Annotated in this window: 10 protein-coding genes; 3 read left to right on the top strand and 7 right to left on the bottom strand. The window is 53.2% G+C overall.

Features of this window, described 5'->3' with window-relative positions; all coding sequences use genetic code 11:
* Window positions 1–54: 54 nt before the first annotated feature.
* Entirely contained in the window at window positions 55–843 is a 789-nt protein-coding gene (locus MKY12_RS20915) for a nucleotidyltransferase domain-containing protein (RefSeq protein WP_339249739.1), read from the bottom strand.
* 126 nt (window positions 844–969) lie between these two features.
* A complete protein-coding gene (locus MKY12_RS20910; protein WP_339310607.1) occupies window positions 970–2271 on the bottom strand; it encodes an MFS transporter in 1302 nt (433 codons plus the stop codon).
* 176 nt (window positions 2272–2447) lie between these two features.
* Here MKY12_RS20910 and MKY12_RS20905 point away from each other — a divergent pair, with 176 nt between their 5' ends.
* Complete coding sequence (locus tag MKY12_RS20905) at window positions 2448–3653, top strand: helix-turn-helix transcriptional regulator (protein ID WP_339249734.1); 1206 nt, start codon at window positions 2448–2450, stop codon at window positions 3651–3653.
* Window positions 3654–4299: 646 nt separating this feature from the next.
* Here the strand turns inward: MKY12_RS20905 and MKY12_RS20900 are convergent.
* The 5 genes from MKY12_RS20900 to MKY12_RS20880 all read right to left on the bottom strand — a co-directional run bounded on the left by MKY12_RS20900 (window position 4300) and on the right by MKY12_RS20880 (window position 11463).
* Window positions 4300–6054 (bottom strand): ABC transporter substrate-binding protein, encoded by a 1755-nt coding sequence (locus MKY12_RS20900; RefSeq protein WP_339249732.1) that lies wholly within the window; start codon window positions 6052–6054, stop codon window positions 4300–4302.
* Window positions 6055–6131: 77 nt separating this feature from the next.
* The gene (locus tag MKY12_RS20895; RefSeq protein WP_076081237.1) at window positions 6132–7031 is read right to left on the bottom strand and encodes a carbohydrate ABC transporter permease; all 900 of its coding nucleotides are present in this window, start codon (window positions 7029–7031) and stop codon (window positions 6132–6134) included.
* Between the two features lie 12 nt (window positions 7032–7043).
* The gene (locus MKY12_RS20890) at window positions 7044–8000 is read right to left on the bottom strand and encodes an ABC transporter permease subunit (RefSeq protein ID WP_036731659.1); all 957 of its coding nucleotides are present in this window, start codon (window positions 7998–8000) and stop codon (window positions 7044–7046) included.
* A gap of 87 nt (window positions 8001–8087) precedes the next feature.
* Window positions 8088–9680: a response regulator gene (locus MKY12_RS20885; RefSeq protein ID WP_339249729.1), complete on the bottom strand. Its 1593-nt coding sequence runs from the start codon at window positions 9678–9680 to the stop codon at window positions 8088–8090.
* Window positions 9673–11463 (bottom strand): sensor histidine kinase, encoded by a 1791-nt coding sequence (locus MKY12_RS20880; protein ID WP_081751385.1) that lies wholly within the window; start codon window positions 11461–11463, stop codon window positions 9673–9675. The genes MKY12_RS20885 and MKY12_RS20880 overlap by 8 nt, the downstream gene beginning before the upstream one ends.
* Window positions 11464–12067: 604 nt before the next feature.
* Between MKY12_RS20880 and MKY12_RS20875 the strand changes: the two genes are divergently transcribed.
* A complete protein-coding gene (locus MKY12_RS20875; RefSeq protein WP_339310606.1) occupies window positions 12068–12382 on the top strand; it encodes a helix-turn-helix domain-containing protein in 315 nt (104 codons plus the stop codon).
* A 5-nt stretch (window positions 12383–12387) separates the two neighbouring features.
* Window positions 12388–13320, top strand: a complete 933-nt coding sequence (locus MKY12_RS20870) for an IS3 family transposase (RefSeq protein WP_339310604.1) — start codon at window positions 12388–12390, stop codon at window positions 13318–13320.
* Window positions 13321–13532 lie beyond the last annotated feature (212 nt).

Here is a 13532-nt window from a genome sequence, read left to right as displayed (position 1 = left end):
CACTATTCCGCTGGAGGTTCCAGTAAGTATGCCGAATATGAATGTCTGTCTACACTAGCGGTCCTGTAAGGAAGGAGGCTGCTCCATCCAGGCACGCTCGTTGTTCAGCACATAGATCCCGAGTGCCTGCTCGAAGGACAAGCCATGATTATAGAAAGTCAGCATCTTCGCGGCGAAGCGCACACTCTTATGTGCACTGGGCGATTGCAGCAGCTCTGTTGCCAGTGTACGGAAATTCTTCGGCTGGGCTTCCGCAGCATCGACAGCATCCAGCAGACCTTTAGGGCTTGGAAAAAGCAGGCGGTTATACGCCAGAATCATCCGTCCGCTAAAAAACACCAGTTGGACCGCCGTATGAGCGAGCAGGTAGGCGTCATTTTTTTGGCCCGCTTCCTTGGCGAAATACAGCCCGTACAGGTAGATCTGGGCGCAGAATTCCCGCAAATTACGCTCGCGGTTCTCCTCGGGATAGACGGGAATCCGGGCCACGAGCTCATTCAGCTCCGGGATTCTGGAGAATAATACCTCTGCACCGGTAAAAGCATACCTCGTCGGCTCATTGCCGCGCCGGGCGGCAAGCTCCAGAAACCGGCGGTTGATCACCTTGATATCGGCATATCCGCCTTCATAGGTGCTGACTTCCCGGTCCACGTAGGAGAGCCTGCCGTTCTGCTCATATTCCGCATAGGCTTCATCGGTGAAGACCAGATGAACATCCACATCCGAGGACTCGCTGGCGGTTCCCTTGGCTACAGATCCGCTGGTGATTGCCGCCAGACAAGCAGGGTCTTGCTCCAGCTTCTCCGCCAGCTTCTCCAGCGTCTGCCTGTGGTGCGCGTACATATAACGTTCCGCCTCCTTGATTAGATTCTGCTGCGTTAAGCGTATCAATTGGACAGCTTGCCAGCTATGGTCAATTCAGACATTCAGGCCCCCGCCTGCTCTGTCTTCCCCTGAGCGGCCTGTTGATCAGCGGCACTGCTGCGGACAAGACCTCTCTGTCCGGCCAGCGTGACCGCCAGAATAGCTGCACCGGAGACGAGCAGAATGAACGAGCCGGGAATCCGGTCGAGGAGGACTCCATAGAGCAGCATTCCGAGCGGAGCGATGGAACCGGCGATGCCCTCCACCAGCCCGAATACGCGTCCACGATACTCCTCCTCGGTGGTCTGCTGCAGATATACCTGGATCGGAATATTGATGACCATAATCATGATACCGACAAGCAGGAGCAGCGGCAGGAAGAGAAGGAAGGTGGCCTTCGGAGTGAAATGCAGCAGCAGCGGAACCGCCAGTGAGGAATAACACTCCCAGCGCGCTTAAGCCTCCGAGGATCGGCCTCACCGGACTCTTGCTCTGGGGAAGTATAGCAAGCAGCAGCGACATCAGCAGTACGCCTGCCGCCAGCATCGCTTCGAGGACTCCATATTGCTTCGAGGAGAGTCCGAGTGTCTGTACTGCAACGTAGGGCAGCACAACATTCAGGGCGACGACGAAGAAATTAATCCAGAACACAATCCCCATCAGGGAGCGGAGGACCGGACGGCGGATCACATAAGCGAAGCCTTCCTTCAGATTCGTGCGTACCCCGTTAACAGCAGTGCCCAGACGTTCGCGGAGCGGCTGGGGGCCAGCGGCTTCGGCAGGTTCAAGGGCAGCATGAAGCCGTGGAATCGGCTTGTATCTCAGCATGCAGCCCATCACGGTCGAAACGGTGAAGCCTGCCGCGTTCAGCAGCATGAAATCCTGAAGGGGAAGGAAGGCATACAGAAGACCGGCGAGAATCGGAGCCAGCAGGTGCCCAGCCGATCCGGCAATCTGATTCAGTGATCCGGCCCGCTGGACGGAGCCGCTGTCTACAAGCATCATCATCGAGGAGGAGACTGAGATACTATAGAAGGTAGAGCAGATAGATAATAGAATGAGCGACAGATAGATAGTCCATAGGGACATTCCCTCCAGCGAGACGAATAGAAAGGCCAGGGACATAATCAGGGCACTGGCCAGGTCCGAGCCGATCAGCAGCCTGCGGCGGTTAACTCTGTCGGCGAGCACACCGGCGAAGGGGGCCAGCAGGATACCGGGCAGCAGCCCGCACAGCAGTGTAACGGCGAAGCTGCTCCCTGACCCAGTCTCATTCAGAATGAACAGACCAGCTACGAAGGTGTACATACTGGAGCCGAGAACAGAGACCAGCTTGCTGCTGAAGAAGAGAAATATGTTACGGTTAGTCGCTGCCTTATCATGGGCTGCGGATGTTATTTGAGACATAATAGCACTCCCTTTGATCAAAAAAGTTAAGTTTAATTAAACTTATTATATGAGTAAAAGTTGAAGAATACAACAAAAAGTTTAATATAATTTAACTTTAGCGTATTTCCAGCTTTCTCTTAGGGTATAGGTAAGCTATACTGAAAAGAAAAGCTACCTGGAAAGTTGGCAAGCAGATGACCACCAAACAAACCATCGGAGAGAAAGTCAAGCAATTGCGCAAGGCTAAGGGGCTTACGCAGACGGACCTTGCCGGAGACCATATGACCAAGAGCATGCTGAGTCAAATCGAGAATGGACGCGCCTTGCCCTCGATGAACAGCTTGCAGGTTCTGGCCGGCAGGCTGGGAGTTGATCCGGGCTACTTCCTCGAAGGCGAGGAGGAGGCGGAGCTTGCTCCGCTTGTCCGGGAGATGGAGGCTGAGTTCAAGGCGAAGAATTACAGGGAGGTCATCCAGCGGCTTCAGCCGCTCACGGAGCGTACGCTTCCGATGACGATTGATGCTGCGCGTCTGCTGGAGTTCTATGTAAGCTCCCTTTTCTATACAGGTGCCGGAGGCGGGGAAGCGGAGCTTGCGCGGGCAGCGCTGATCTATGAACGCTTCGGCTTATTCGTGGAACGGGCGAAGGTGCAGTATATTTCCTATGCCCTGAATTTCGCACAGAACAGATACGCGGACGGGCTGGAGCTGATCCGCCGGGTCCGCAAGGAGTATGAGGATAACAAGGTGGGGAATGATTTTATCTTTGAAATCGATCTTCATTATGCTGAGAGTATTAGTCTGTCTGCCCTGGGGGATTATGCGGGAAGCCGTGAAGCTGCATTGGCGGCGCTGCAGGTTTCACGGGAAGAGGGAATCTACTATATGACGGATCATCTGTACCGGGTGCTCGGTATCCTGGCGCTGACCGAAGGAGAGACCTTGGCGGCAGAGGAGGCCATGAAGAAGGCCAGAGCATTCGCAGAATTCACCGAATCTGAGGATTCACTGAAGCTGGTGGTGATCGGAGAGATCAGACTTGCGGTAGCTAAGGGAGAGTACAGCAAGGTTCTTGCGCTGGCGGAGCAGTATCCGCAGGAGGATGAGCATTACGCATCCAGCGTCCAGCTCATGTCCGGCATCGCCAGGTATCATCTCGGCCAGGACGATGAAGCGCTGATCAGCCTGTCCAAGGCCGAGCCGGGTGATCAGGTCTACCACCCGCTTGACCGCGCCAACCTGCTGACAGCTTATGCTTACCGCGCACAGATCTGTATGCGCCGGGGCATGAAGGAGGAAGCACTGCGGTTGTCCCAATACGCCTACGATCAGGTGAAGGAATACCCGCCTTCCATATACACCGAAATGATTAACAAAACTTACCACGAGCTGCATAGCTAGTAGACCATCAGAATTAAACAAGTGATTTATTCCATAAGTGCAGTAAGGAGTGAAGCTATGTTCATAGCAAAAAAACAGGGATAAGTGTATTCTGTGCAACTAAAAACTGTGAAACGGATGGACATTCTCTTCTAATTGTAGTCTGTACAACTAAATTTGCCCGGATGGGCGAAAATCCAGATATAGGGGCATTTTAATTGTACGAACTACATCTAAACGGAGATTTGGCGGCACATCGGACGATTTAGTTGTACGAATTACAATTAAGACTTCCCCTTGCACCTGATTCGGGGTGAGGTAACCCCTCAGCAAGCCGTTAGTTATAGTATTTTTCACATGTTTAGATCTGATGAGCTACTAACTACCCTTCTAGCGCAGCAAAGAACACCCGTGCTATTTCCCCGCACGGGTGTTCTTTGCTAATGTGAAATATAGGTTGGACTATAAATCTTCAGATAAAGGAGGGAGCGACGGAGGAGATTTTGGAACTGTAGGAGTGTTAGCGTCCGCCTTTGTTTCCGGATTTCTACCGCGAACAGCGGTTCTAATCAGCAAATCTGGAAACAACAGCGGCCGGAAGTCCAAAATCTCTGCAGTGGCGACTACTCCTTTGATCTGTGTATTTGAGCTCACCCAACATAAAACTCTATTTGCTGCTCCACAGCTCCACACGGTCCTGCACATACTTGGTATATCCAGCTTCCATTTTCTTAACGCCGGCTTTTTCCAGATCGGCCATGTAATCATCCCAGATTTTATCGAATTCAGCCGGTTTGGCCAGAATGGCCTGCGGGATGCGCTTCCAGGTAATATCCTTCATTTTATTGCCCAGAATGGAGACTTCATCCTCACCGGGAATGGAAATGTTCCAGGCTGCACCGTAGGCTTTCTCCTTGAATTCCTCTTCTTTCGGGAACAGGTCCTTCCAGGTAGTAGCTTTGTAAGCTGCCAGCGTCTCCTTCTCTACATCGCTATAGCCCAGCACGAGCTGCTCAGGGAAGTTCTTGGTGTAGTAGTTGCCGGTGGAATCCTTGGCCCCGTCGCCGTAGTGGACCATCATATTCCAGTAGAAGCCAATGCCGGTTTCCTTCGTGAAGGCGGTGTTGTCGTTGTTGATGCGGTCCTGGACTTCCTGCGGAACTACGCGTTTGCCGTTCTCCACTTTATAGTGCTTGCCTTCAATACCCCAGTTGTTCAGGATCTGTCCTTCATCGGAGGCCAGGTAATCCAGGAACTTGATCGTCCGCACCGGGTCGGGGTTAGTGGTGGAGATAGAGATGCCGTAGCCGCCCATGAAGCCGGTAGGCCAGAAGCTGGTTTCCTTGTATTCTTCAGTTAAGGTGACCGGATAATGTCCGTAAGTCTGATCGAATTTGCCGGCGGCTTTGAGCGCCTGCTGTGCGTCGTTGTAGTCCCAGTCCTGGTCAATTAGGCCAAGCACGCGTCCAGTCGCTACTTTGGCTTTGTACTGGTCGTATTTCTGCACGAAGCTCTCCTTGTCAAGCAGGCCGATATCGTTCATGTGGTTCAGCCAGCGGAAATACTCCTTCTCTTCCGGGCGGCGGAAGTGGTAGATCGCTTCATGCGTCTCCTGATCGACGTAATATTCTCCGTCATCGGAGCCGCCGGTTGTAGCTACCGCAGGGTTGGTAACGGAAATGTACATATGCCAGTCATCCGCGTTGAGGGAGACGCCGATGTTTTTGTTGCCGTTCTCATCCGTAGGGTGCTTCTCCAGATAGGCTTTGATTACGTTCTCATAATCCTTCACCGTGCGGATCTCCGGATACCCGGCTTCCTTCAATACCCGGTGCTGCAGCTCGAAGCCGCCGCCCGCTACGAATTTCTTCTCATCCACTGCTGCCCAAGTTGGAATAGCGTAGATCGACTGGTCTTCATTCGTGTACTTGGCCCGGGCCAGATTATCGCCGAGCACGCGCTTAATGTTAGGGGCATGCTTATCGATTAGATCAGTCAGATCAAGGACCGCGCCGGCATCCACCAGCTTACCAATGTCGCCTTTAGCCGAGATAATGTCGGGATAATCCCCGCCCGCTGCAATGAGGGCAATCTTCTGCTGCGGATCACCGACAGCGAATTCGGCATCGAGGGTGACACCGGTCTTTTGCGTAATGACAGTGCTGACCTCATCCTTCATATTGTTCCAGTTCGGATTAGGGTCTTCCGCGAAGAAGGATAGTGTCAGGGGACTTAGGTCCTCAGCCGCCGCCGTAGCCTCAGCTGTTGCCGTGGCATTGCCGCTGTTCGTAGCCTTGGCCCCGGTATTCTCAGCCGTATTCTTGTTGCCGTTATTATTGCCTCCGCCGCAGCCTGCCAGCACACTAAGCAGCAAGGTTAGCACCATCAGCGCCACAACCGGTTTCGCCGTCTTTCTTGTCATGAATAGAAACCCTCCCTTTGTCTGGTAGAAACATATTGTATTCACAGGCAGCAGCCTGAAGATACCGCTTAAGCCGATTAGCTTTTGACCGAACCCAGCGTCATGCCTTTGACGAAATAGCGCTGCAGGAACGGATAGACAATCAGAATGGGAACGGTGACGACAATGGTGATTGCCATTTTGACCGATTCCGGGGAGATCTGGGCCATGACCTCTGTCATATTGCGTCCGCGGAAATTATCCGCGTTGGTCGTGGTGCTCTGAATGACCTTCATCAGCTCGAATTGCAGCGTGGTCAGCGAGTCCTTCGAGCCGTTATACAGATAGGTGTCAATCCACGCATTCCACTGGCCGACGGCCAGGAACAGGGCGATGGTTGCCAGCGCAGGCTTGGTCAGCGGTAGAATAACTCGCCAGTAGATGGTGAAGTCATTGGCTCCGTCCAGCTTAGCGGATTCCTGAAGAGCGTAAGGCAGACCGTCGATGAAGGAGCGGATCACGAACACATTGAAGGCGCTCACCAGACCGGGCAGAACATACACGCCGAAGGTGCCCATCATATGCAGATCTTTAATCAGAATGTAAAAGGGGATCAGGCCTCCCGATACATACATCGTCAGCGCCAGGAAGGTAGAGACGAACTTGCGGGCCTGGAAGTCCACCCGGCTTAAGGTGAAGGCCAGCATGGAGGCACTGACCAGTCCGAGCAGAGTCCCGATAACCGTGCGCAGCACCGAGATTTTGAAGCCGGTAATCAGGCCGGAGAAGGCGAAGATCGTCTCATAATTCTTGAAGGTGAACACCCGGGGATAGATCGTAATCCCGCCCTTGATGCTGTCCGTCGAGTCATTGAAGGAGATCGCCAGTACATTCAGAAAAGGGTACAGCGTAGCAACGGTAACCACCGTAATCGCGAGATAGACAACCAAATCGAAGATGCGGTCCGACCAGGATGCCGCAGCCAGTTTTTTAATCATGAGCAGGGCCTCCTATATGATGCTTTCCTTGGTTATTTTTTTGAAGATGCCGTTGGCTGTAAAGAGCAGAATTACACTCACCACAGAATTGAAAATATTAATCGCCGTCCCGAAGGAGAACCGTCCCATCCCCAGCCCGTAATTCAGGGCATACAGGTCGAGAGTCTGCGAGTAATCACGCACCAGATTGTTGCCGAGCAGGAACTGCTTCTCGAACCCGATGCTGATCAGATGGCCGATGGACATGATTAGCAGGATCACGATGGTACCCCGGATGCCCGGAAAAGTAATATGACGCACCTGCTGGAGCCGGCTGGCTCCGTCCACCCTGGCTGCTTCGTACAGCTCCGGCCCGATGCCCGAGATGGCGGCCAGATAGATAATGGTGTTCCAGCCCGTCTCCTTCCAGACATCCGAGGCGGTAACAATGCCCCAGAACAGATTGCCCTTCGCCATGAACTGGATCGGCTCACTGATGATATGAAGACCCATCAGCAGGTCATTGACTGCGCCGTTGTCCGTGGAGAGCATCTTGGTAATGATCCCGGCGGCAACCACCCAGGACACAAAGTGTGGCAGATACGACACCGTCTGAACAAAGCGCTTCAGCACCTGCAGCCGTACCTCATTCAGCAGAATGGCGAAGATAATCGGAATGATAAAGCCTGCCAGCAGTCCCATAATACTCATGGCCAGCGTATTGCGCAGGGCGTTGAAGAATTGCTCATCCTGGAACAGCTCCCGGAAGTACTGGAGGCCGACCCATTTTTGCTCGAAAAAGGATTTGCCCGGCTTATACTTCTGGAAGGCCATCATCCACCCCCATAACGGAAGATAGCTGAAGACAAAGGCCCAGAGGACAAAAGGAACAGCCATCATATAGAGGTATTTCTGCTGCCGGAATTTCCCCCAGAAGCTTGCAGCAGATTTCTTCGGCTCCGGCTTCATCGTGGTGGTAATCGCTTTCATTTATGTCCCTCCTTCGATATAGCTTTATCATAATCTGCCGCCAGGACGGGAAACACCCGAAGATTTGAGTGTAAAAACAGGGGAAAATCAGTCTTTTTCGTAAGCGCTTTCTGAAAAAACATTCTCCGGCTCCTTTCTCCGGTAAGCGGAAGGGGAGATGCCTGCGATTTTTTTGAATTTCTCGCGGAAATAATCGACATCGCTGAAGCCGACACTGCTGGCAGCCTGATGGATTTTGCAGCCTTGATCCAGCAGCTCCTTGGCCTTCTCAATGCGGATCGTATCCAGATAAGTGTTGAAGGAGCAGCCCATGGTGTTCTTGAACAGCTTACCCAGATAGGCACTGCTATAGGTGAACACATCGGCCAGCGTCTCCAGCTTCAGATTCTCGTCATAGTGCCGGTGGATCAGATCGACCATCCGTTTCATCAGGACATCCATATCGTCGCGTATAATCCCGCCAGCGTATTCCTCCAGCAGACCTGAGATATAACGCTGGAGCTGGGGGAGGGAGGTATGCCTGTAGATCTGCTGAATCTGCTCCTCCATCAGGCTCTGCGCAGCGCTAAGCTCCTTATAATGAACGGAGAGCTTGCCGGACATAGTAGTAACGGCCCGGACATAGTAGGATTTCACCGCCATCTCGGATAATCCCGCAGCAGCCATAAGGTCCCCTGCTTCCTGGATCAGGTCAGAGATTACGCTGAGATTGCCGGTATCCATGGCGAAATAGAGCCGGTCCATCACAGGGGCGAGCCTGCTCTCCGTATCCTGGGGGTTCGCAGGCAGCCCCTGCTTCAGCTTGAGCGAATCCGGGCCGATCATCCCCGGCTCATCATAGAAGAAGTGATCCTTCATCCGCGCCAGCGCCGACTGATGGGAGAGCTGCAGCTCCGCCAGACTGTCCACCATATCCCCGGCGGTGATGATGCACTCCAGTCCTTCAGCGGCAGCGGCCTCACGGATCTGCCGGGCCATCCGTTTGCTTACCAGCTCCTTCTGATAAGAGGGCTGAAGCAGCACCCCGAGATAAGAATCAAGCGCGAATACGATGCCCCGGCTATTGTCCTCGAAGCTTGACGTCAGCCGGGACTTGACGCTGCTGGAAGGTCCGTTGTCCGCATGATCCTGGAGCAGCAGCCGGATCAGCACGATCTGGTAGGCATCCCAGAGCAGCCCTGCTTCCAGCGCCGACTCCATCAGCGCCGGGGCGGGATGCAGACTGCTCTCCATCAGCAGGGACTGAACCAGCATCTCCCGGCTCCAGACCTTAACAGCCTCATGATTCTTGCGGTGCGTCAGCCGCGCATTCAGTACGGTGGATAGGCCCGTAAGATACAGCTGCAATTCCTCTTCATCGACTGGCTTAAGCAGATAGTTATCGATATTGTAAGACAGTGCACGCTTGGCATAGCTGAAGTCGGCATAGCCGCTCAGGATGAGAATATGCAGCTCCTCATGATCCTCCCGCAGCTCGCCGATCAGCTCCAGCCCGTCCTTCCCGGGCATACGGATATCGACAATCATCAGGTCCGGAGAATACAGCATAGCCTTATGCCTGGCTTCAACCGCGTTGGCAGCTGTATCCACTACCCGGTAGCCCAGACTCTCCCAATCCAACAGAGTAACAAGCCCTTCGCGGATAGACAATTCATCATCAACAATTAACACACTATACATAGGAATCACTCCTTATAGGGATGGCGAAGCTGATCTGTGTGCCGTATCCGCTCTGGCTGGACAGAACCAGGCCGCATTCCGGGCCGTAGGTCAGCTTCAGCCGCAGATGGATGTTACGCATTCCGATACTGTGGGTCTCATAGTCATCGTTATTGTCCAGCATCTGCCGCAGCTCTGCGAGCCGGGCCGGCGGGATTCCGGTTCCGTTATCGGAGACCTGAACCTTAAGCAGGGCATCCTCCACCCGGATATCCACCCGGACCATTCCGCCGTCCATCCGGTCCTCCAGGCCGTGTATGACACAATTCTCCACCAGCGGCTGAATAATAAGCGGCGGAATTTTTAAGGTATTCGCTGCCGGATCAACATACAGCTCGTAGGCGAGCCGGTCATTGTAGCGGAATTTCTGGATGACCAGGTAACAGTTTACGGTCTCCAGCTCACTTTGCAGGGTAATTCTGCCCCCGCCGACCTCCAGATTCTTGCGCATCATCTTGCCCAGCAGCCGGACGACCTGTGCAATATCGGTCTGGCCGCGGGTGTGGGCCTTCATCCGGATCGACTCCAGGGCATTGAACAGGAAATGGGGGTTGATCTGGCTGGCCATCATTTTGAATTTGATCTCATTCTGCTTCAGCAGGATAGCATTCTTCTGCTGGTTGGACTCCTGCACCTCGCTCATCAGCTCGTTGACATTGCGGACCATGTGGTTGAACTGCCGGGCCAGCTGGCCGATCTCATCTTTGCCGTCGATCACGAGCCGGGCTTCCAGATTGCCGGAGGCAACCTTGGAGATATGCTTGCTGAGATGCAGCATGCGTCCGGTGAGCAGGCGGGAGAAGTAGTAGATTAGGATGATTGCAAGGAATAGGGAGGAGATAATGACGGAAGAAGCCAGGGAAATAATCCGGTTAGGCTCACTTACAATACTCTCTACGGAGAAAATAGAGATGATCCGCAGGCTGTTCAGGCTGCCCACAGGATGCCAATCGTCGATCAGCATTTTGAAGGACTGCCCGTCGATCGTGATATCCGCAGGCCCGTGCCCGGCAAGGGTGGACAGCGGCTTCAGGTTGATTTCGTGCAGCGACTTGCCGAGGGTACCTGCCCGGTTGGAGGCGACAATATGATCGTTCTCATCGACGATAAAGGTCTCGAAGGTCTCCTGCTTCAGGATGCTGCTGAGCTGATCCGAATTGACATTCACGACCAGCACACCGGTTGTGCGCTGCTTGAGGAAGTCCACCTTGCGGATCAGGCTGAGATAATACTGGCCGTTGCGGCTGTCGGGGATATAACTCCAGAACGCGAGTCCCTTCTGGGCGAGGGCGAGCTGGTACCAGGGCTCCCGGGTAACTGCGGCATCAGCCTGGAGGAATTCCCAGTTGTTAAGCACCGTCGGGTTGTCGATATACAGCCGGATGCTGGAGATTTCTTTGTACAGGCGGACGAAATCCCGGAAGTCGGGATAATCCCAATAGGCCTGCACCACATCATAGACTGATTCGTACCGGTGATTCGCAGCCTCCTCCAGCCGGCTGTCATTGGACAGGCGGTAGACGATATCCACCGGAACGTTCAGCATCTCACTGGTCCGTTTTTTCACACGGTCGACATTCGCCGTAATCTGCTTCAGCGCATTGTTCATCGCCATATTCCGCAGCTCACTGGTCAGGAACACCCCCACAATGAGCACCGGAATCAGGACGACGCTGCCGAAAGAGAGAAAGAGCTTGGTCCTGAGCTTCAGGTTGTTCATGAAGGTGATGATACGGGTATACACGAATGAAATCGCCTCCGTAAGCACAATTATAATAACGCTTACAATAGAGTATAGCGCGAAACCGTCAGCCAATATATGTCATGAAAATATTTTTTTGATAAACTTTATGGAAACGAATTCCGATAATAAAGGGATCTGCACATCAATATTGGATAAATATTGAATACTTAGATGGAATGCTGGAACTCCATTCTGAAGAAGTACGCGGGACCATCTATTGTGTTCGGTTTATCGCATACATTTGGCCTATGTACCTGCGCACCGGTACAATGTGTGCTGTTTTTCGTATACATTCGAGCCACAAGCCTGCGCGCCAGCAGATGTATGCTGTTTTCCACATACATACGGGCCACACCTGCGCACCAGAACCGAATGTATGCTGTTTTTGGCATACATTCGGCCCGAGCGCCTGTGTGCAAGCAAATGTGTGCTGTATTTGGCATACATTCGGACCACACACCTGCTCACCAGCGCAACGTATGCTGTTTTTGGCATACATTGGCCCGAATCCCTTCGCGGAAGCACATTGCTCCACAGCCCCCTAAAGAAGTTGGAGTCCTCCCCCACAAAAATGTAGACTAGATATAGGAGGAGGATGAACGGTATGGGACACTTAACAGGAACAAGAGAGAAGGCAGCGCAAGAGGTGTTGTCTGGCATTAAGGCAGCGGTGGTTGCCCGCAAGTATGGGGTGACCCCATCGACGGTGAATCAGTGGGTGAGGGACTACCGAGAGACCCATGGGGAACAAGATCATCCGTATCCCCAGGAGCAGGTGGAGGAACTGAAGCGCCTCCTGGACGTGGAGCAGAAATACGAGAAGGCCGTCAAGATCCTCGGCGAAAAGGAGTTAGAGATCGAGATTCTGCGTGAACTGCTAAAAAAGCCAACCCCTGCTTATCCGAAAAAATCGAGGTAGCCGACATGTTCATTAAGCAGGGGAATACCGCAGCGTTGGTACTACGTCTCGTGGGGCTAGCAGAGTCTACGTATTACGACCGTAAGAAACGCAAGAAGCAGGATGCACAGGCCGTACCCCAGGGGCGCGGAAGACCCGTACCCGGCTATTCCCTGACCGAGTCTGGAGAGAAGATTAGCGACGAGGAAATCCAGGAATGGCTGCTGGAATTAATTGCTGGAGAGGAGCACGTGTACGGGTACAAACTGCTGGCCAAGTGCTTGTGGAACCAGCACGGGCTGAGGCTCAATCACAAGAAAAGCTACCGGCTGTGTCAGGCGCTGGATATCCTGCAGCCGCAGCGTCACAAGCGTTTTAAGCACCCTCGGAAGCTGCCGGAGAACCGGGTCATTACAGGGGCGGGCCAGCTCTGGCAGATGGACATTAAGTACGGTTACGTGGCGGGCCGCGATAGGCATTTCTTTGTCCTTAGCATTATCGATGTGTTTACCCGTGTCATCGTCGGCTACCACCGCGGATCGTCGTGTGAGGCCAAGCACGCCTGCCAGACGCTGGGACGCGCCATGGAGCAACACTGCGCCCCTGACAGCGCACGCCCGGTGATCCGCACCGACAACGGCCCACAGTTCGTCAGCCATCTGTTTGGCGACATGTGTGAAAGCTGGGAAATGACCCATGAACGCATTCCGCCTCGAACGCCGGATTTAAATGCTTTTATTGAATCGTTCCACAGTAATATCGATCGGGATTTATTCCGCAAAGAAGCCTTCGACACGTTCGAAGAGGCCTATGAAGCCGTGGACCGGTACATGGACTTCTACAACAATCGCAGAATGCATACAAGCCTTCGGAACATGCCGCCAGCTACCTTTGCGGAATGGGTCTTGACCCTAGAAGACCGCTCCCGCTTCTTCTGGCCGAGAGAAAAAGCGAAATAAAGAGCATATCTACGACAAGTACCGATTTTATACGGAGGACTCCGGGATAAGGGGGTCGCACCGATTGTATTCGGTTTTCCACATACATTTGGCCCGGTGACTTCTACTTGGATGGTAACGTAATCATAAATACAACCTTGGATCAATACCAGAAAAAGTATCTTTCAAGCGAGTTAATGAATTATCTTAGAACTCCGTATATTTGCAAGAAG

It is taken from the genome of Paenibacillus sp. FSL M7-0896 (assembly GCF_037975415.1).
Classification (GTDB): Bacteria; Bacillota; Bacilli; order Paenibacillales; family Paenibacillaceae; genus Paenibacillus_AQ; species Paenibacillus_AQ silagei.
Note: the sequence above shows the minus strand (reverse complement) of the source record. Positions and strands in the feature narration are given on the sequence as shown.